Raw genomic sequence first — 21,760 nt, forward strand, 5'->3', positions numbered from 1 at the left:
TACTATTGATTAAGTATTGATTCAATATCTTTAATTGATGAATAAACTTCTATTGCTTTATTACGCAATAAATTAATTTGATCTTGTGCTTGAATTATTGAATCAATTAATTTTTCAAACTCATTAAGTGTAGGCAACTTAGTAAATAAATTAACATTAAAATGATCTTTTTTGTCTTGATTTTTAAGTTTATTAATACCACTTTGTAAATCCTCTAAGTTTTTTATTTGTTTAATAAATCCTAAGTTTTGCACAATTGCATTCATTGTAATATTAATTAGTGAGTGAGAATGAGTGTGTTCATGAATATCATTGCTATTGTTTTTGTTGTTTGATGAATTAGTATTTAAATCAGATTCTCATTTATTTGCGTTGTAAATATAGTTAGAAAAGAAATCTTTTACTTTATTTAGATTTAATTGCATTTGCTCGTCTTTAAAGTTATTTTTTCCCAATTCATTCAAATATGAATTGAATAAGTAAAATTCATTAGCATTATTATTTAAAGATAATTTCTGTATTGATGTGGAAATTTGTATATCGGCATCATTAATTAAATTTCGGGCATTTATTAATTCATTTAACTTGGTTGAAGAGTTTATTCATTCATTATATAGTTCTATCTGATTTTCATTTAATTGACTTAGTTCATTGTCATTTAGGTCCATTTTTCCATATTTAGATTTGTCAATTATGTTTTTGATAGTGTTGTAAAGACTATCTTGAGAATCTTCGCTATACATTTTTAGCATTGAACCTTTAAAAATTTTATAGTTTGCATTTAATTCATAAAATTTATTAATATTATTCCCAAGCATTTTTTTAAATTGCTCTAAATTTGTTGTAAATTTTGTTCAGAAATTCTTAATTTTAGTTGTGTCATTGTCGATTTCTTTATTTTTTTTACAAGCAGTTAGTGCAACAGGAAATACAGACAAAGGTAAAATTGAACTAAATAAAAACTTATGCTTCATTTATAATTCCTTTCTTTATTTTAACAATCTTTATTAATTTTTAAATCCACTAATATATGCTTCAAATGTATTTTGTTTTGCATATGAACTCGCAGATTTTCCTTTAAATTTAATTGTTAAAGATACTTTATTATTTTCTAATAACTTCGTATTTATTTCGTAATCAACGTTTTCAATTGATTTTTCAGTGAATTCGGTAAATTTTTGATCAGTATATTTAGAAATAATATCAAGTTTTTGTTTGATTGTATTTTTTGAGTTTAACTCATTTATAAATTGATTTGCTGTTATATTTTTGCCATCTTTATTAACGTTTGAATTTCGCAGCATATGAATATCCTGAGCAGTAATTATTTGATTTCAACCAAAGATACTGAAACCAGGCTCTCCTTTATCGTTAAAACTTCTAAACACTCTTCCTGTTTGTTTGTTAATGGCTGATATATAAGCATGAAATTCATTTGGACCATCAGCATGTGATGTATTTTTAAAGAAATAATCTCAATTTGATTGTTTATAATCACCAGTGATTGTAATATATTTATTACTAATTAATCAATCAAATAACATTTGAGTTGAACCGTTTAATTCTCTGTATTTTTTAGCAAAAAGATTTGAAAATTCAATTGCTGAAATTCTTTTCCCGTGTTCTGCAACATTTGTACTAATTTCAATATCACCTATTTTTACAAAACGATCTGTAATTTTTCCTTTTTCAGGCGATTTTTCAATATATTTTTCTAGACCACTAATAATAAATGTTCTATTATTATTTTTTTTGCTCTTTAAATTCAACTCCAGTTGATTATTATTCAATGTATTAATTGAAACAAAATGAAATTCATTGTTAATTGAATTAACAAAAAACTGATTTAGGTATTGAATAATTTGATTGGAATTTGCACCATTGTCTATTAATTCATTTACCTTATTGAATATTTCAATATTATTCATTGTTTTTCCCAATTCATTCAATTCTAATTGAATATGGTAAATTTCATCATCTTTATTTGAGCATGAACTAGCAATTATTGGTAATGATATTGGTGTGGTAGTTATTATTAATTTGTGTGTTAATTTCATATTATTATCTTTCTAGTGATAAATTTTATTAATTATATTATATTAACTCTTTGAAAAGCAAACAAAAAAACATAGAAACCTATGTTTACTTGTTTGCGTTATACATTGAACGCATAACGTTTTTAACTTGTTGTTCAGATGGTTTTCTACCCATTTGAAGAAACATTGCACGAATCATTTTTTCATTAATTGGTGGATTATCTTTAAGTTGTTTTTGGATTTTTTTTCTAGCTATTATAAAACCAATAAAACCACCAACCAATGCAGTAACTATTGATACAAAAACCAAGGTTAATACTCATTGTGTTGTTCCCATTATTACTCCTTTTTTAGAATTTTAACATATTATTTTGTGTCTACAGGTTGATAACCTTTTATTAGGTCATCAAGTAGTACTTCTGATTTACGCTTTGGATTATTATATTTACTGTCAATGGTATCTCCATAGTAAATATATACAAGTGTGTGATCTCTTCCATAAAAGTAATCTCTTAATCCATTGGATCTTGAATTGTGTGTGGATCAGTCTCATTTAACTAATTGAATACCGGATAAGTAAACACTTGAAACTGAGTGACGTGCATCAAATCCTATGAATCATAGTTTGCCACTATATTTTTTAAATAAACTATCCTTGTAAGGCTTAATTGCTTCGGTAAATGATTGAATAAATCCATTCATTATCATTGCCTCAGCAGTTGTGTTAGTTGCATTTCAGAACAAGAATTTATTTGGCATATTTTTAAATATTAATTGAGATATAAATGTATATGTTCGTCAAAGAGCTTGATATCCTGAAGAGTGTGCTTTTAAATCATTAATCGTAGCATATGCATTTGGTTTATCATTTAATTCTTTATAGAATTGTTTAGTAAGCGGCAGTGCGAATATTTTTATAAAATCATCAACTTTGCCTTGAAGAATTGCGGAAATACCACTTGTTGCATCGAATTTAATTTCATTTGTGGATCTTGCTCTTCCGCTAAACATAACTTCATAAATACCTGTATATTTTGGTGTATATTTGAAAACCAAATTAATAAAATCAGAATATGCCTTTGTATCTATTTGGTTAAGAATTTTTTCAAAAATATGCATATTGTCAAACACTTTAGATAGCATTATTGTTCCATCTTTATCAGATAAAAATTTTAGTGCGCCTTTTTTTAATGAACTTTGTATTTTGTAAGCAATCAAATTATCCTGTATATTTTTGAATTGTTTAAGAGTGCTGAATACCTCATCAACAACATCATTAATAATTTGTGTTTCAGAAGCGCCTTTGGCAAAGGGATAGATAAATTTTTGAATTGTTTCATCTTCACTCTTTGGTATATTAATGCCACTTGATCTCATTGAATTTGCAAATAATTTACCCATTGTATATGAAATATGGTTAGATTCTGTTAAAAGTTTCTTAATTCAAGTTTTTAAAGCATTTTTGACAACATTTGCTTTTTCAGATGTAAAAAATTCTCCAATAACTTCTTTTCAATTATTTAATTTAGCATATTTTTCTTTATTTGTGAATACTTCATCAATTAATGAACTTAGAATACTTTTTAATTCTTGAGATTTGAATGCACTTTTTAGAGTATTAAGTGCATATTGCTCATCTATTCCAAATGATGTTATTTGACCAATTAAATTGAAATCACGAACAAATTTTTCAATCTGTTCATCTTTTGATGTAACAGATTCAACAATTTTCATAATTAGATTTTTTAGTGGTTTTGAGTTATCTTTTAAAGTATTTGAAGATAAAGCCATTTTAAATAATCTAAAATCCTTAACACCTAATAAAGTAGATATTTCACTAAATACTTTGTCAAATAATTGTTTTGTATTGCCATTGTTATTTGAATTTTTGGCAATAGAATCTACAATATTTGGAATTATTTTTAGTTCTTTAATGAATTTAGGCAGTTCATCATATATATCTTTAATTAGTTTTTTATTTTCTTCAGAATCAGCGTTTATGCCATAAGGCTCAACGTTATGTTTAATCAAATTGAATGCTAAATTGTATACTTTTGGATTTTTTAAGATAGTCTTAAATAAGCTTTCAATGTTTTTTACAATTAAATCTTTATTGTTTGAATCACTTAAAACTACATTGATAATTTTTACAAATGATGTAGCTTGCTGAATCTTATCTTTATTTGAAGATAACGAATTTAAAGTGCTGTCAATTAAATTAACTAATGATTCAGAGTTTGTTTGAATTGTATCATTTATGACGCTTTGAAACTCATCTGCACTCATAAACTTCAATATTACATCACGATGTTTTTCAGGAAGAGTTGAGTAAAGTTGACTTGCGATATTTGTATTTTTTGATACATAATTCAATGAATTTTTCAATAATTGTTTTACTAATTCTCTATTCTCTTGGATTATGTCATATTTGTTGAATGATTTGAATAATTTAAGTGCTGATTCTTCAACATTATTTGTCGAAAATATTGAATTTGCAATTGAAGAAGTAAGTTTGGTAAAATCAATATTAAAGCCTTTATCTTTAAATTGTTCAAGTAATGAATTTAAGGTATTAGTTAAAATATGTGTTTCTGAATCAATATTTTCTAGATTTTTGAAAATATCATTAATTAACTTAATAAGTTGTTCTTTTTGAATGCTATCATTCATTCCATCTAATTTGCTTAATTCGTTATAAATAATATTTGCGATTACATTGGCAAAATATTCTTCTTTTGAAACTGTTTTAATTAAATAATCTGCAAAATCTTTTGTTTTTTGTTTATTTTCTTCAATATTTAGAACATTTTTAATTATATTGTTGGCATTTTCTTTTATGTTTGCAGAATTTAAGTACACATTTGCATTACTAATAATTTCAGTAACAAACATTTCGGTAATTTGTTTAAAGTCTGGTGATTCAGTTATTAATTTAACTGATTTTACTAAGTCATTTCTTTGTAATTCGATACTTGTAAAGTTAGTATTTTTTTCTAATTCATCAATAATTTGATTGATAAATTGGTCATCCTTAGTAATATCAACAATTAGTTCATTTGCTAGTTTAATAACTTCTTGTTTATTTTCTTGTGAAAGTCAATTTTCAATTATTTTATCTTTTGAAAATTGTGCTTGAACCGCAGCTTTTATGAAGCTATTTAATAATTTTTCAGTTGAATTATGGTTTAAAATCTTGATTAAAAAGTGCTTAATAACATTTTCATTTATGCCGCTTAATTGTGTAGGTAATTTAGAAATTAATCTTGAAATAATATTTTTAGCAACTGGCTCAGTTTCAACAATATTTGTTGTTAGTTGCAATGCAATTTTTATTAAATTACTTTGATCTAAGTTTTCAAAGATTGCTTTAGAAAGAGTTTTATAGTCATTTGCATTCTTCAATAATTCGGGGTTTACAGATGTTGCAACCGAAATTAATTCATGAATTAAGTTTTTAAACTCTTCTTTTTTGGCACCGTTTTTAATTAATTCTTTTAGTTCGTCTTTGGTAATTAAATTAGTATCCAAATTAAATGAAGATAAAATTTTGCTCAATAATTCATCGGCAATTTTCTCTTTTGTTGAAGAGTATTTAATTAAGTTATCAGCAAGTATTTTGTATGTTTGCTCGTGTTTCTTATTTAGTAGTGGTAAAGAAATTTTTGTAATCTCAACTATTGTATTTTCAATTTGCGAAGGTTCAAATAAATAAGAAAATGAATTAATTAATTCTACTCCAAATTCTTTTAAACTAAAATCACTTGTTTTTTTCGTTTTCAATTGATTTAAAATTGAAGAAGTAATTTTTTGGTCGATATTATATTTGTTATTTAACTCGTTTCAAATACCTAAAATATCAAAAATTAATTCACTTAATTTTTCAGCTTCAATGCCATTTAATAATTCAGGATATTGTTTAATTAGATTTGCTGAAACATTTTTAATTATTAGTTTAAATTCATCATTGTTTGCTAATTCATCAAGGATGTTTTTGATTAAATTGGTGAAAGTTTGTTCATTTTCTTTATCATTAACAAAAGTTGCTCATAGTTCGTTAAATGTTTTTGCTTGCGCATATTTATTTGCATCATCAACAAAGTTAACTACAAAACCAGATATAGTTGATTTTAATGCTTTTGAATTTGCAATTATGCTTGCTAATGAAGTAAGGTCTTTTTGTGAAATAAATTTAGCAATATTGTTATTGTAGGTAAGTTGAACAATTTTTTCAATACCCTTGGATGCTAAGTTCATTTTCATAACATTGTCAAGAATATCTTTGATGATTTCTTTGAATTCATCTTTGTTTCCGTTGAAAACAGATGTTTTTAGTAAACCACTAATAAGCTCAATAATTCTTTTTTCATTGCTTAATTCTTGTTTTGCAGCGGTTAATAAGTTTTGCAATCTCAATGTTTTTGCACCTGGCTGGCCATCATTATCTCAATCTGTGTTGAAGAATTTAGATTCAACACCTAGTAAAAAGTTGCCAATTATTTTTTCATTAAGCATTCAGTTTTTTAGACTATTTGCGTTTTGAGCATTATTTCTGTATAGAAAATCTTTCAATTTTGCTTGTGGGTCAATTTCTTTGTAAAACTCACTGGCAAATAATTTAGGGAGCATCTCATTGAAAATTTTCTCTTCAATATCAAAAGTGTTTAAAACACGTCTAAAGTAGTTATCTTCACTGAATTTATCTTTTAGTCTAACTAAATTAACATCAGAGGTATTGGGGAAATTGTTAAAATCGCTACCGAAGATTTTTAAATAAACATCAAACTCATTGCCATCAAGTACAACTTGAGTTAGATATTGGTCATTTTCATTAATTTTTGCATATTTTTGCGATCATAAAACATTATTATTTTTGAAGTATTCATAATCTCTTTTTCTTGTTGTTAATTTAATAAACAAATCTTGAGCGATTTTTTTGTATCCTTTTTCGCTTGGGTGGATGTCAAAAAAGTTGCTTGTCAAGGTTCTTTGATTATCACTTCAATAATCTTTATCATATGAATTTATAAAAAACACACCTTTTGAAACGGCAGTAGATAAAATTTTGCCATTCATTAGCGACATAATTAAATTGACTATACTGAATTGTGAATTTTTTGTTTTTTCATTGATAAAATTATCAACCATTAACAATATTGATTGAAGTGGTGTTGGATATCCAATAAAATTAATATTTGCATTTGGCGCTAATTCTTTAATAGTGTCAATAAACATTGTTTGTTGACCTTGAATTTTTTTAAATAAATTATCGGCTAAATTTTTAACAATTATTGTTATTTGCTCATAATTAACATTTCCTGAATTTACCATATCAATAATTGATTTAATTGGCAAACTACTAAATGATGAAATAAGTTCATCGATAAAGTCATTTGCGCCAAGTGTTACCGTAATTAAGTTGGAATTTTTCAGAGCTAAAACACTTCTTTGGTAGTGAGCTTCAAAGTTTTTTCCAAATCTGCCAATTACAGTTTTAAACTCGGTTGGAGTTAAATTTTTGACATCACCTTTAGATTTAAAAAGTAGGTTTCATTCTTGGAAAGTTGATCCTGTTACGGCAAGATTATTAAATGAATCTAAACGGTTAATTTCATTGAAAAAACTTGCTAAATAAGCAGGGTATGATAGACCAGTTACTGTTTTGGTTTCTTTATTGAAATCGCCTGAATAATCTCTATCTAGTGTGGCAACAAAACCAGCAGAAATAGAATCGCCAAGCGCAACATATTTGACGTTTGATTTCGAATGTATGTGTTTATTCGACAATTGGCGGTCAGAAACTTTTATTCTATTAAACTTGTTCTGTTTACCATCTATTTTATTACCATTTTGTTTATTAGTTTTTTGAGAATCGTCTCCAATTGAAATTGGATTATTATCACCCGGATTGTGTGTGGTATTTTTGTTTTTGTTTATTTCATTTGAATGTTTAAGTTTTTTTTCTTTAGTAGGTATGAAACTTATTCCGGTAGCAATTCCAGCTACACCAACAGCAACGCCACCAATTATGAATGCAACTTTCAATTTTTTCGATTTCATATTAACCAACTTTCAATTAATATTAAAATTAGATATTAATTATACATAATCATATTGAAAAAGAATAAAAAAAACAACGCGTTACAGGCGCGTTGGACTACAATGGAAATTGAGACAAGCATTATAAATGCCATTAGATAAAAAACTTACATCATAGCGTTATGCAACATTGCCGTAGCATTATTGCACAATTATTATAGAATTATTGCCATAAAAATTTAATGTGAAATCAAAAAAAATAGATATTTTATGGTATTGTTCCCATATTAAAAAGCCCATAGCGAACTAGGCTTTAAAAATTTTATCTCCAACTTTAACTTCAACACCTGTTTCAATTGTTAGTTGTTCACATTCAATATTGCAGCTTTGTAAAATTTTTCTTGCAATTTCACCATCTTCAGTATCGTGATATTTGTCACTTTCATAAATGACCTTGCTAATGCCCGCTTGAACAATTGTTTTAGCACAGTTTGAACAAGGGTATAATGAGGTAAAAATTGTTCCATTCTTTGTTTTACCAAAAGCATTGATAATTGCATTGACTTCGGCATGAACTACATATGGATATTTAGTGTCTTTTGTTGTGTCTGCACTCCTGTCTCAAGGAAATATTTCATCAATACCTTTTGGCATCCCATTATATCCAAGCCCAACAACCTTGTGGTCGTTGTCAATTATGCAAGCCCCCACTTGTGTACTTGGATCTTTAGAACGCAAAGCTGATACTTTTGCCAAGGCCATAAAATAGCCATTTAAATATAGCGAATCTTTTTTCATGATCTTATTATACTACTATAATTGATCAATAAATTTTTTCTGAAATGTTTGTTTTTCAATTGAAAAAGTCAAAAAAATAAGAAAAATAATTTCAACAATGATAATGAATATTTAGAATATAATTTAAAATATAAATGATTATAGGAGGGCTAATGGCAAAATTTGAAAGAGACCCAATAACATGTCAAGAAAGAATCAATAAGAGAAGGGAATTGCTTGCAAAATTACATGAAGAAAATTTACAAATTCTAATTGATCCATCTAAACAATCTGAATTCATTGATGAAATGGCTGAAAAAGATTGCAATCATCCTGAGTGTTTATTAAATAAAAAAGTAATTACTGTAGAAGAAAAATCTAAGATAAAATTTTACAATTTCATCACAATTCTTTTTTGCTTAATAACAATTTTTATGTTGACAATTTTAGCAGTGTTTATAGGCAGAGTAGGTAATTAGTATGAATGAATTGTTAATACCCATTTTAGTTATAGTTTCATTGATTTTACTATTGAATTTGCTTCCAAAAATTATTCTATTTTCGAAAAGTAAATTTGTAAAAAAACGTTTTGAAAAACTTGGAAGTAGTACACAAATTAGATTAATAAATCAATTGAGAGAGGCAGTGGAACATTTTTCAAAAAATAAGGTTGGAGCCTTAATTACTATTGAAAACACTGATAATCTTGATAGTTTAAGAACTGATGGAATAATTTTGAATGCAGATATTAGTTCCTCTTTACTAATTTCGGTTTTCAACAAGGAATCACCCTTGCATGATGGAGCTGTTATTATTCGAAATAATAAAATTTATTACGCCGCAACATTTTATAAAATTTCAAAAAAATCAATTGACAACCAATATGGAGCACGCCACAGAGCAGCAATGGGCATAAGTGAAGTTTGCGATGCTTTAACTATAATTGTTAGTGAAGAAACTGGCGAAGTTAAATTTGTTAAAAATGGAACCTTTTTTAAAATAAGAGTTGAACAGTTTCAAGAGCAATTAATTAAGTACTTAAAGGACTAAAATGAATAATAATGAATTGGATACGTCAAATATTTCCCAGAAAATTAAAGACGTAGTAAACAAAAAAAATATCAAGGATGCACGTGAACTTATTGATGAATTTCACCATGCTGACATTGCATATGCACTTGCAGAAGTTTCAAAAGATGAGCAACTAACATTCTTAAGATTAATTAAAACTGCTGACGCAGCTGAAGTATTTTCATATTTAGAAACAGAACAGCAAACTGAATTAGCACTTTCATTCACTGAAGAATGGGGAATGAAACTATTGCAAGAATTGCAAAGTGATGAACTTGCAGATGTTCTTGATGAATTGCCAGCAAATGTCACCAGTAAAATAATTGCATACACGCCTCAAGAAAAAAGAAATGAGATAAACAAAATTCTTTCATATGCTGAAGATGAGGTTGGAAGTATTATGAGTATTGATATTTCTTCAATACAAAATGAATACACTTGTGAACAAGCTTTATACAAAATCCGAAGAGACTATTCAAAGAAAAATGCTGAATTAGTTCACTATTATTATGTTGTTAGCCCAACTCAAAAATTACTTGGCGCTTTAACCCTAGAAGAAATAGTGTTTGCAAAACCAAACGCTAAAATTGATGATATATATTCTCCTGTAAAATCACTTAAGGCAAATGACAAACAAGAAATCGCTGCAAAAATTTTTAGTGAATATGATATGTCAGTTTTACCAGTTACAAATCAGGATGATAGACTAATTGGTATGATAACAAGCGATGATGTCATTGATGTTATTCATGAAGCTGCAACAGAAGATATATACAAAATGGCAGGTATCAACCCCGACACCGCTGATGCTGATGACTATTTAAAAACGCCTTGATATTCTTTATTAAAAAGCCGTATATTATGAGGTTTGTTAATTCTTCTTTTCTCAACTGTTATTGAAATTGTTTCATATTTCTTAATTCAACAAATATCCCCATTATTAAGTCAAACAAATAAAATCATTGCACCATTGTTAATTTCGTTAATTGTATTTATACCAACTGTAAGTACAGCAATAAGGAATGGTTCAACGCAAACTAATATAACCATCAAAAGAGCACTCACACTTGATAATATTAAAACAAAGAATTTTGGTAAAGTTGTTTTAAAAGAAGCACTTGCCGGATTTGCAATGGGTATTTGTTTGGCTGCTGTAAATCTTGGGAAATTATCAATATTTTTAGCAGCAACAAATGATTTAATGAATAATTCCAAAGATGCTTGACTAGCAATAGCATCTGTATCAATTGCTCTAGTTATTGGCCTAACATTATCACAAATAATGTCAGCTCTTGTGCCAATGGTTTACGTAAAACTTAAAAAAGACCCCTCAAACTCATCACTTGTATTAATACAATCATTATCTGAATTAATTTCAGTTTCATTGGCGTTTTCGTTTATGCTAATGCTTATTACAATTTTTTAAACGCTATATTTAGCGTTTTTTATTCATTTTTCAATTGAATTGGTAAAAATGTTATCTAAGAAAATTTTCATATAATATTGAAATATTAAATATTTGTTATAATTTCAAATTATTAAAGTAATTATTAAATTATTAATAATTAATCTAGACATATAATGGAGGAATTATGCAACCTACAATAAAAAATTTATACAAAAATATTTCATTTTTTGCTAATAAAAATGTAACTATAAAAGGTTGGGTATCAGCAAATAGAGGGAATAAAAAAATTCGTTTTATTGAAATTAATGATGGTTCAAGTATTCTAAATTTACAAGTCACATTAAAAGGCGACAATTTTAACTTTGATACACTAGACCAAATTCATTTAGGTGCCGCAGTTAAAGCTACTGGACAAATAATTTTAACCCCAAGTGCAAAACAAGAATTCGAATTAATAGCTCAAGAATTTGAACTTTTAAGAGATACTGACCTAGATTATCCTATCCAAAAACAGTCAATAAATCTAGAAACACTTAGAGAAATCCCACATTTGAGACATAGAACAAGTCTACTAAGAGCAGTTATGTTGATACGTTCAACTTTAGCTCAGGAAGTTCATAATTATTTTGCTGAAAAACAATTCCTTTTATTTCACGCCCCAATAATCACAAGTAATGATGGAGAGGGAGCTGGAGAAACTTTTGAAGTAAATGACTCAAATTCAAAAAGTCCATTTTTCGGTGCTAATAAAAAAGCAACACTGGGCGTGACAGGACAATTGCATGCCGAAAGCTATGCAATTGGATTTAAGAATGTTTATACTTTTTCTCCAACATTCAGGGCAGAGCACTCAAATACAAAAAAACATGCCGCAGAGTTTTGAATGATTGAACCTGAAGTTGCATTTGCAAACTTATTTGACATTATTGAGTTAGCTGATGATTTTTTAAAAACAATAATCAAAAGAACAATTGAAAAACACCCTGAAGAATTTGACTTTTTAATTAAAAATGTTGATAATGAATTGATGAATAATTTGCAAGCATTTTTAAATAAAAAACTTGCAATAATTGACTATAAAGACGCCCTTGCCGAATTAGAAAAAGTTAAGGACCAATTTGAGGAAAAAAATATTCATTTTGGTCTTGACTTTGGCACAGAACATGAAAAATATCTAGCATCTGAAGTTGCGAAAGGTCCTGTAGCGGTTATAAATTTTCCTAAAAAATTCAAAGCTTTTTACATGCACCAAAATGATGATGGCGAAACTGTTGCTTCATTTGACTTGTTAGTTCCTGGAATTGGTGAATTAGTAGGTGGAAGTCAACGTGAAGTTAATTATCATAAACTATTAGATAGAGCACTAGAAGTTGGTATTTCTCAAGAAGAATTACAATGATATTTAGACTTAAGGCGTTTTGGGGATGCTGGTTCAAGTGGTTTTGGTGTAGGTTTTGAGCGTTTAGTTATGTATGTAACCGGTATCGATAATATTCGCGATTCAATTCCTTATCCTAGAACATCTGGAAATATAAAAATGTAGGAGAAAAATGAAATTAACAATTATTGTACCTTCAATAACAACTGGAGATCAACTTAGATACGTATTCAAACAGTTGCAAGAACAAAACAACCAGGATTTTGAAATTATTTTTGCTATAACTAAGGCAAGCAAAAAAATGCATCCTTTAATCCAGGAAATTTCTGGCTTTTTTGGCTCAAGATTAAAAATTATTTTTAACACAAAGAGAAAAAGTATTCAAAGTGATGTAATAAATGCTTTTCGTTTAGTTAAAAATAACTATGTCTATGTTTTAAATTCAGATGCAGAAATTAAAGAGAATTTTGTAAAGAAAATTACTTCAAAATTAGACGAAAATCAACCTGACATATTAGAATTTAGACCAAACTTAAAAGGTTCAATTAAGTGAAAACCAAATCCAAGAATCAAGAGTGACGAACTGTTCAAAATAAAAACTAATCCAGAATATGTAGCCTACTCTTTTCCATTTTTATTCAACAAAGTATTCAAAAAATCGCTTATCGATAATTTTACAAAATATCGTTCAAAAGAAATTAATGACTCAAAATTCGGTATTGAATTACTTTACATACTTTTAATTAATTCTACTTCTTATTTATATTGAAATGAGTCAATGTGCAAAGAATTTATATCATCAGAAATATGATTTTCACCATCAAACTTTATCTCACAATTCCGCGCGGTTGAAACTTATTTAGAATCACATAATATTTATTTAAAACATGAATTGGATTATGCTCAAATTTACTTTTTGCACATTGTATTAGCTGGTTTTATTAACACTTGAGATTTTGGTGTATTTAAAATCTTTACTTATTTATTAAAATCAAAAAACATTTTCAGTGAAACACGTGCTCAAAAATTCTTAGCTGATTTGCACAAATACTTATCAAAAATTCATACAGAAAATCGACAATTTTTTAATTCAAATATTTATATAAATAAACCTACTAAGGAAGCTGAATATTTAAGATGATTGCCTGAATTGAAAAAATTTGAACCTGTTTATAAAAGCTTATAATGTTATTACATAAAAACTCATCATTTTTTAGACGATTTTTAGCTAATTCAATTGATTTTGCAGTGTTTTCGTCAATTATTATGATTGTATACAAACTTTTTAATTTCAATCTTCAAATTACAATGAGCAAATGATATTTATTCTTATCAATTAATTTAGTCATTTGTTTTATTTTATTTATTATTTTTCCTTGAATATTTAATTTAAGGACAATTGGCGTTTTTTTAACCAGACTACAAATTTTACAAACTAAAAATAGCAACTATTTTGCTCAGTTATTTAAAAATGCATTTCCTTCATTTTGATTTTATACATTACTAACTATTTTGTTTTTATGTTTTATTAAGCCTAATGAAATCGCCAATTTACACAATTTAGTAAATAATATTAATGAGCAACCGTGAAACATTAAATTTTTAACAAGGCTAATTTCATCAATTGTTAGTCTTTGAACATTAATAAATTTATTGAACTATATGCTTATATTTATTTCAAAAAATAAACTAAGCTTATATGAAAGAGCATTTAATTACCGGATTGTATTGATGAAGCATTTCACATTAACAGAAAAAATGAGCGCATTCAAACTAGTTCCTTACACTGTTAAATCACCAGAGATAATTTTTATAAAGGAGAATCATGGCGAGTAAATTAGATTTAATTATGTCACAATTAAATACAGAACAAAAAGAGGCTCTTTTATATTTTGATGGACCTTTGCGCATAATTGCAGGTGCCGGATCAGGAAAAACACGTGTTTTAACTCGTAAAATTGCTTATCTTATCAATATTTTAGGTATTGCGCCAAGTCAAATTTTAGCCCTTACATTCACAAATAAAGCAGCAAATGAGATGACACAACGTATCGTTCAATATACACAAAACAATATTGAAAAATCTCAGGTCTCAACATTTCATACTCTTTGTTCTAGAATACTTAGAAAAGAAGCAATACATCTAAATCTTGACAATGATTTTCAAATAATTGATGCTACAGACCAGCGCTCAATTATTAAAAATATCTTAAAATCAATTAGTAATGGCGAAGATATTGACAATATTGATTCAAATATCAATGAAATTTTGACTTATATTTCCCTTGCAAAAAATAAATCATTCAATGAACAAGACCTAGTAAATGAACTAAATGAAGAATTCCCAGATCAATTAGATGCTAACAAACTAGTTGGAGTAGTATTTAGTAAATATAACAAACATTTGCTTGAACAAAATAGCCTCGATTTTGATGATTTACTAGTTAAAGTTCATGAATTATTTTCAAACAATCCTGAAATAGCAAACTTATGAGCTAAAAAATATTCTTACATTATGGTTGATGAATTCCAAGACACATCAAGAATTATGTATGATATTGTTAAATTTTTAACCACACCTTCAACACAATTAACTATTGTTGGTGACCCGGACCAAACAATTTACACTTGAAGAGGTGCAGACGTAAATTTAATTTTGAATTTTGATAAAGATTACAAAAACACAAAAACAGTTATTCTAAACGAAAACTATCGTTCAACTCAAAAAATTTTGGACGCAGCAAACAACTTAATAAAACACAACAAAAATCGTTTCCACAAAGATTTAATCACTGAAAATGAAGATGGCGATGATATTCAATATTCACACGCTTTTAGCAATGAAGCAGAGGCGCGTTGAATAGTTCAAAATATCAACAAACTTAAAAAACAAAAAATCCAACTTAAAAACATAGCAATTTTTTATCGTTCAACTTATTATTCACGAGCAATTGAAGAAGAATTAATCAAAGAAAATATTAATCACAAAATTTTTAACGGACTAAAATTTTATCAACGTAAAGAAGTAAAAGATGCTCTTTCATATTTAAGATTAATATATGATGGACTTGATTTAGCGCTTTCTCGCATAATCAACACACCTGCGCGCAAAATTGGTACTCAAACACTACTTACATTACAAAAATTCGCTGAGGAAAAGAATTTAAATCTTTGAAAAACCATTAATAAACATTTAAAAGATTTGCCCGTTACAAAAGAAGTTAAGAAAAATCTTGTTGATTTAATTAATGCTGTTAATTATCATCGTGCAGCCCTAAAATCAAATAATATTCACATAGTTCTTGAAAAATTCCTTTCAAAAATCGGCTATTTTGATTACATAAATAACGATGTTGCTCTTAAAGGGACTGGAAAAGACAACCTTTATGAACTTATTAGGTCAATTAAAACCTGAGAAGAAAATAATCCAAGCAAAACTATTAAAGACTATCTTGAATTTGTTTCTTTAGCGTCTGCAACAGATGAAACAGACAACTCAACAAATTATGTAACTTTAATGACTGTTCACTCTGCAAAAGGATTGGAATTTGACAATGTTTTTCTTGTTGGGATGTCAGAAAATGTTTTCCCAACAAGAAAATCGTTAGAAAAACAAAAAGAAGAATACATTGAAGAAGAACGCCGACTAGCCTATGTTGCAATTACACGTGCTAAACATAGATTATTTATTTCCGACTCTAGAGGTACATTAATCGGTACTCATATTGACAAAAAACCATCAAGATTTATAAAAGAAACTGGCATTGATATCAATAAATATATCCTTCAAAAAGCGTCAATTTCCACAAATCTTGATGATTTAACAAATCAAAAACAAATAAAAGAGCTAAATAGATCAATGGTTCCTGGAGATATAATTTCACACACTCATTTTGGCGAAGGAACAGTTATTGAGGTTAATGGCGATACAATAGTTGTGCTATTTGCTGCTAGTCCTACTGAAAAAACTCTATCTAAAAACCACCCATCAATTCGTTTGTTACGAGAAGAAATGGATAATTAATGGAAGAAATAATCTTATTAGTTGCAGTATTATTCATACTATTTTTATCATTTTCACTATTAATTTCAGGCATAATAATGCACGTAATTAGTCTTAAATCTAACAGATTTATTGCTGTTTTTAAGTTAGACAGTAAAGAAAAATGGGTAATGAAAGTTAGTGAAGATGATCTTAGTTCGTCATTATCATTGAATTTTTCAACTCAAAAAGTTTCTAAAAATAAGTTTTACAAAATAAATGATTTTTTATCTCTTTTTGACAAAAAAACTGCCAGCGATATTCAAAAAATCATTGAAGAAAATAAATTTCAAAAAAGATATAGTTTAACTGGAGCTCTTAATCCATCAAAAAAGGAAAAATTAATAAAGTCGCTACTATTTATTAAAAAAATTAAAAAAGACAAATTATTCATAAGAATTTATGGAAAGAATGATGACAATTCATTTTATATCTCATTAAGCGCTTATGAACAAATAAAGAAAAAATCGCAAAACTATGATATTTTGACTGATGCGAACGCCATTATAAAAACAAATACTAAAAATAGTTTTCAATCAATTGTTTTTCCATTGAAATTAACCAATGTATCAGCAATGAGCGAGTCATCTCAAATCGATAAAGTCATTCAAATTTTAAATTTAGATCAAACAAAATGAATCAAACTTAAATATGGTGCGTTAATGTTTCTAATTTATAAAGAAGCATTTAGTGGTTTTAGTATTAATAAAATTAAAGAAAAAATTTCTAACTATAATAACAGTTTTGAAAAAGCGTTGCAATTTTGTCCGGTTATTTTTGTAAGCTCAAAATATCCAAATTCATTAGACAATTTCAATAAAATTTATCATTTTAGTCTAAACAAGTTGTCAAATTTAAGTCAACAATCTCATTTTATAATTAATGTAGATAATTTAGACATAGAACAGCAAAATTTTTCAATAAAAATTGAAGATTTTAACAAGAAAATTAAGTCATCAAGTTTTATTATTGAGTTTTCACAAATTAAAAAACTAAAAAATGATAGTTTACCATCCAGTTCATCAATAGTTCTAGGCAAGGTTGCGGGTATTGATTCTGATGATTTAAATTTGATACTGAATTTTGATTTTTACAAATCCGAGTTTTTTCATAAAATTAACCTATTTCAATATAGTTTAGAGAATAAAAGTAAAAAAATATTGTTGCACACTACTGAATATAATTTATGAAAATACAGCAGTGAATATAATTTGGATAATGTGCTTTTCATTATTAGACCGCATGCTAAATATCTTGATATTGCCCTTCTTAACGAAGTTTTAATAACAAATCCAAAATTAAATATTGGAATTTATGTGAATGAGATAACTCCCAAATTAATTGAATTTATATTAAGGTCGAAAATTAAATACTTTGTTATAGCCTCAAATTTGACACGAAATATCAATGAAGAAACAGAAAAATTTATTCACTTGTTCAATTTTGTTTCAAATATAAGTAAGAAAAATAAACCAATTATTATTTGAGAAAACTTGCCAAAAAATATCAATAATGAACAAATAGAAAGATTAAATATAAACTATAATTACAATAACCAATACACACTTTAAAAAAGGAGAAATTATGAGTAAAAATATCGGAATTATTTTAGACTCTTTTTCTTGTATATCTGAAAAAGACGCTGCTTCGCTTGATTTAGGATTTATACCATTAATTGCTGAAATAGATGGCGAACCTATATTGGATGGCGTTGATAAAGATCGTTTTGAAATGCTTGAACTGATTTCTAAATCAAATAATTTAAAAACATCTCTACCTTTCTTATCTACTTTTGAAAAAGTGTTTGAACAATTCTGCAAAAAATACGATTATGTTATTTTTCTTCCTATTTCTTCATTTTTATCTTCAACATATAATGCTGCACTTACTTTTAAGGATACTTATCCTAATTTACGTGTTATTGATACATCTTTTGTTGGACAGCAAATGCTTGATGTTGCAAAATACGCCAAAATTCACTTTGAAAAATTTCAAGACATTGACAAATTAATAGAATCAATTAAAGATATTGAATCTAGATCAACCACATACATTATCCCCAAAGATATAAACTATGTAATTAAAGGCGGTAGAGTGAGTTCATTTAAAAAATTCTTACTTTCTGCACTATCAAAAATCAATTTATGTCCATATATTAAATTTGACAAAAATGGTACAAGTACTGGTGGCATTGGTCGTGGTTTAAAAGGGGCATTTAAGCAAATTCTTAATAAATTAGCAGACAAAGCAAACACAAAAATTATTGATATTCAAAAAGACTATAAAATTTACAATATTAATGGAATTGATAAAGAATTCAACAAATTATCACATGATTTTTTTGCTGAAAACAAGATTTTATTTGATGACATAAAACTTAATTCTTCATGTATTGCAATTCATACCGGTCCTGAAGCACAGAGTTTCACAGTGATGCCTGACATTTTAAAAAGCATAAAATAAACTCCGCTTGGAGTTTTTTTATGCTGCTTGGGCGCAGTTATTTTGCGCTTTCTGGGATTTTTGAATGACAATAAGTTTTGGTAAATCTAAAGTATCTTGCAATTTTGCAGTCAACTTATCAACCAATTTAATTTGATCATTAATCCCAATAAAAGGCAACGAATCAATTTTGTCTACTTCATCTAATTTGCTAATGATTTCGCCATATTTAATTTTAAAAATTTTTGATAATTTAATACCTTTTGCAAGATTGATTTTTTCAAATTTCCCGCTCTTCAATACTCCTTCATCAGGGTTGAAAGGCAATATGTCCTTGTTGTTATATCCATCATTTAACTCCTTTACACATTCAATAAAATACACATATTCACCATCTTCCGCCACTAATACAATAACATCCGACTTTAAACTGCCTCCTTTTATCTTGTTGATAAAGTCGTTTTTTAATTTTATTGGCTTTAATACTGGTAATGTAATTAACATTTCTTTATTTTGCACAGAATTATGATATTTTTTTATTGCCTTGTATTTTGCTATTTTTTTACTTTTTAGTTATCCACAAATTTGCTGTATATATTCATTTTTCAATTGAATTGGTAAATGGATGAATGTTAATAAATAATAATAAATCAATAATCATAAAATTAATAATTAAAATTTAGCATAAATATATTGTTTAAATAGTTTGGCATCGCAAAAATATTAAAAAATATCCCATAAGGGATATTGATTATTATTGAGAAGCTTTTTGGATTTGTGCTGCAACTTCTGCTGCGAAATCGTCTTGTTGTTTTTCAATACCTTCACCAACGCCATAACGAATTGCTTTTAATAGTGCTAATCCATGGTTTGCTAGGTATTTTTCAATTGAAACGCTTTCTTCCATCATAAATCCTTGTTTTACTAAAACAACTTCAGCTAGTTTTTTGTTTAATGAACCTTCTAGAATTGCAGTTTGGATTTTTTCGGGTTTATTTTCAAAACCAACAGGTTTTACAAATTCAGCTTTGAATGTTTCAATTCTTTCTGTTGGTACTTCTTCAACAAAAATGAATTCAGGTTTCATTGCTGCTAAGTGCATTGCAACATTCCTTGCAACTTCATCATTTGAACCTTTTACTTTAATAAGAGCAGCGATTTGGCCATTAACGTGAGCAAAAGCACCAAGTTTTTCGCCTTCTGAAGCAGTGAAAACTTCAAAACGACGAATAGATAGTTTTTCACCAATTGTTGCGGTCGCGTCTTCTAAGATTGTTTCAACAGTTTCGTTGCCATCTTTTGTTTGCATAAATTCTTCAAGAGTATTTGCGTTTGAATTTAACAAAATTGTTGTAAATCTTTGAACTAATTTTTTAAAGTCTTCATTTTGAGCAACAAAATCTGTTTCAGAGTTAACTTCTAGCATTACTGCTTTATTGTCTTTTTGAGCTATTGAGACTAGTCCTTCTGCAGAAACACGGCCAGCTTTTTTAGCAGCTTTTATTTTACCGTTGCTTTTTAGTCAAGTAATTGCTTTTTCAACGTCTCAGTCTGAAGCTTCTAGGGCTTTTTTAACGTCAATCATTCCACCACCAGTACGTTCACGCACTGTTTTAATAAGAGCTAATTGATTCATTATTATTCTCCTTTTTCTTCAGTTTTTGAAGTTTCTTTTACTGTTTCTTCAGTTCTTTTTGTGAATGGTCTTTCGTATCTTTTTACGAATTGTTTTTGGTCTGATTCAAATTTAGGTAATTCAACTTCTGAGTCTGGTCTATATGCATATTTAGCTTTTCCGCCTCTTGCGGTTGTAATAGCATCAGCTAAAATTGTGATAATTAAGTTAATGCTTTTTGCAGAGTCGTCGTTTGCAGGGATACCAAAATCAACTGCATCTGGGTTTGAATTTGAGTCTAAAATTGCGATAACTTTAACACCTTTTTTACGTGCTTCTTTAACAGCAATTTCATCTTCATTAGGGTCGGCAACAATCATGAATGTTGGCAGACCTTTCATTTTTCTAATACCATTTAAGTTTTTTTGTAGTTTTTCTAATTGTTTTTGGAACATTAATTTTTCTTTTTTAACGTATCCCTCGAAGTTGTTTTGTGCTTTTTCTTCAAGTTCTTCCATTGTTCTAACTCTGCTAAAGATTGTAGATGAGTTAGTTAAAGTTCCACCTAATCATCTATCTGTTACATAAAAACTATTTGTTCTTAATGCATTTTCTTTTATTGTTTCTTTAGCTTGTTTTTTTGTACCAACAAAAATGAATTGAGCGCGAGGGTTTTTAGATACGAATTTGTGTAATAAATTGTAAGCAAATTCAAGTCTTTGAACTGTAACCGCTGTATTAATTATGTGAATTCCTCTTTTTAGTTGAGGATATAGATAATCTTTCATTTTAGGGTTTCATTGGCTTGCTTTGTGGCCAAAGTAAGCGCCAGCTTCTAAAAGTTTGTCTTTAGAAACGATAGGGTTTTTAACTTCTTTTTCTTCAACTTTTTTAGCTGAAATTTCTTTGTTTTCTGTCATTTATATTTTTTCCTTTAGTTTGTTGTTCTTCCTAA

Annotated in this window: 16 protein-coding genes; 8 read left to right on the forward strand and 8 right to left on the reverse strand. The window is 27.6% G+C overall.

The annotated features are described in order from the left end of the window. Nucleotides 1-2: 2 nt before the first annotated feature. The 5 genes from EXC34_RS01170 to EXC34_RS01190 all read right to left on the reverse strand — a co-directional run bounded on the left by EXC34_RS01170 (nt 3) and on the right by EXC34_RS01190 (nt 8,870). Nucleotides 3-974: an MAG5150 family histidine triad lipoprotein gene (locus EXC34_RS01170; protein ID WP_129687568.1), complete on the reverse strand. Its 972-nt coding sequence runs from the start codon at nt 972-974 to the stop codon at nt 3-5. Between the two features lie 33 nt (nt 975-1,007). Beyond that, nucleotides 1,008-2,057 carry a hypothetical protein gene (locus tag EXC34_RS01175; protein ID WP_129687569.1) on the reverse strand — a complete coding sequence of 350 codons (1,050 nt, stop codon included), beginning with the start codon at nt 2,055-2,057 and terminating at the stop codon, nt 1,008-1,010. A gap of 85 nt (nt 2,058-2,142) precedes the next feature. Continuing rightward, a complete protein-coding gene (locus EXC34_RS01180; protein WP_096385429.1) occupies nt 2,143-2,373 on the reverse strand; it encodes a YneF family protein in 231 nt (76 codons plus the stop codon). A 29-nt stretch (nt 2,374-2,402) separates the two neighbouring features. Continuing rightward, complete coding sequence (locus tag EXC34_RS01185; protein WP_129687570.1) at nt 2,403-8,093, reverse strand: SGNH/GDSL hydrolase family protein; 5,691 nt, start codon at nt 8,091-8,093, stop codon at nt 2,403-2,405. 285 nt (nt 8,094-8,378) lie between these two features. Next, nucleotides 8,379-8,870: a deoxycytidylate deaminase gene (locus EXC34_RS01190; RefSeq protein WP_129687571.1), complete on the reverse strand. Its 492-nt coding sequence runs from the start codon at nt 8,868-8,870 to the stop codon at nt 8,379-8,381. Nucleotides 8,871-9,022: 152 nt separating this feature from the next. Between EXC34_RS01190 and EXC34_RS01195 the strand changes: the two genes are divergently transcribed. From EXC34_RS01195 to EXC34_RS01230, 8 genes are all read left to right on the forward strand, one after another. Next, nucleotides 9,023-9,328: a hypothetical protein gene (locus EXC34_RS01195; RefSeq protein ID WP_129687572.1), complete on the forward strand. Its 306-nt coding sequence runs from the start codon at nt 9,023-9,025 to the stop codon at nt 9,326-9,328. 1 nt (nt 9,329) lies between these two features. Beyond that, nucleotides 9,330-9,899: a diadenylate cyclase gene (locus tag EXC34_RS01200; RefSeq protein WP_129687573.1), complete on the forward strand. Its 570-nt coding sequence runs from the start codon at nt 9,330-9,332 to the stop codon at nt 9,897-9,899. A 1-nt stretch (nt 9,900) separates the two neighbouring features. Then, nucleotides 9,901-11,346 carry a magnesium transporter gene (mgtE, locus tag EXC34_RS01205; RefSeq protein ID WP_129687574.1) on the forward strand — a complete coding sequence of 482 codons (1,446 nt, stop codon included), beginning with the start codon at nt 9,901-9,903 and terminating at the stop codon, nt 11,344-11,346. A 166-nt stretch (nt 11,347-11,512) separates the two neighbouring features. Continuing rightward, nucleotides 11,513-12,871, forward strand: coding sequence for an asparagine--tRNA ligase (asnS, locus tag EXC34_RS01210; RefSeq protein ID WP_197722234.1), 1,359 nt, complete (start codon nt 11,513-11,515; stop codon nt 12,869-12,871). A gap of 7 nt (nt 12,872-12,878) precedes the next feature. After that, entirely contained in the window at nt 12,879-13,892 is a 1,014-nt protein-coding gene (locus tag EXC34_RS01215) for a glycosyltransferase (protein ID WP_129687576.1), read from the forward strand. Between the two features lie 639 nt (nt 13,893-14,531). Beyond that, nucleotides 14,532-16,730 (forward strand): ATP-dependent helicase, encoded by a 2,199-nt coding sequence (locus EXC34_RS01220; RefSeq protein ID WP_129687577.1) that lies wholly within the window; start codon nt 14,532-14,534, stop codon nt 16,728-16,730. Further along, complete coding sequence (locus EXC34_RS01225; protein ID WP_129687578.1) at nt 16,730-18,319, forward strand: MHO_4530 family protein; 1,590 nt, start codon at nt 16,730-16,732, stop codon at nt 18,317-18,319. Before EXC34_RS01220 ends, EXC34_RS01225 begins: the two co-directional genes overlap by 1 nt. Before the next feature lie 13 nt (nt 18,320-18,332). Next, nucleotides 18,333-19,211 (forward strand): DegV family protein, encoded by an 879-nt coding sequence (locus EXC34_RS01230; protein ID WP_129687579.1) that lies wholly within the window; start codon nt 18,333-18,335, stop codon nt 19,209-19,211. Nucleotides 19,212-19,229: 18 nt separating this feature from the next. Here EXC34_RS01230 and EXC34_RS01235 read toward each other — a convergent pair whose 3' ends face one another. The 3 genes from EXC34_RS01235 to rpsB form a co-directional block, all read right to left on the reverse strand. After that, nucleotides 19,230-19,709, reverse strand: coding sequence for a hypothetical protein (locus tag EXC34_RS01235; RefSeq protein ID WP_129687580.1), 480 nt, complete (start codon nt 19,707-19,709; stop codon nt 19,230-19,232). A 235-nt stretch (nt 19,710-19,944) separates the two neighbouring features. Beyond that, a complete protein-coding gene (gene tsf, locus EXC34_RS01240) occupies nt 19,945-20,832 on the reverse strand; it encodes a translation elongation factor Ts (RefSeq protein WP_197722245.1) in 888 nt (295 codons plus the stop codon). Further along, entirely contained in the window at nt 20,829-21,725 is an 897-nt protein-coding gene (gene rpsB / locus EXC34_RS01245; RefSeq protein WP_129687582.1) for a 30S ribosomal protein S2, read from the reverse strand. The genes tsf and rpsB overlap by 4 nt, the downstream gene beginning before the upstream one ends. Nucleotides 21,726-21,760: the final 35 nt, after the last annotated feature.

The sequence above is a fragment of the Mycoplasmopsis bovigenitalium genome, from assembly GCF_900660525.1.
Taxonomy (GTDB): domain Bacteria; phylum Bacillota_I; class Bacilli_A; order Mycoplasmatales; family Metamycoplasmataceae; genus Mycoplasmopsis; species Mycoplasmopsis bovigenitalium.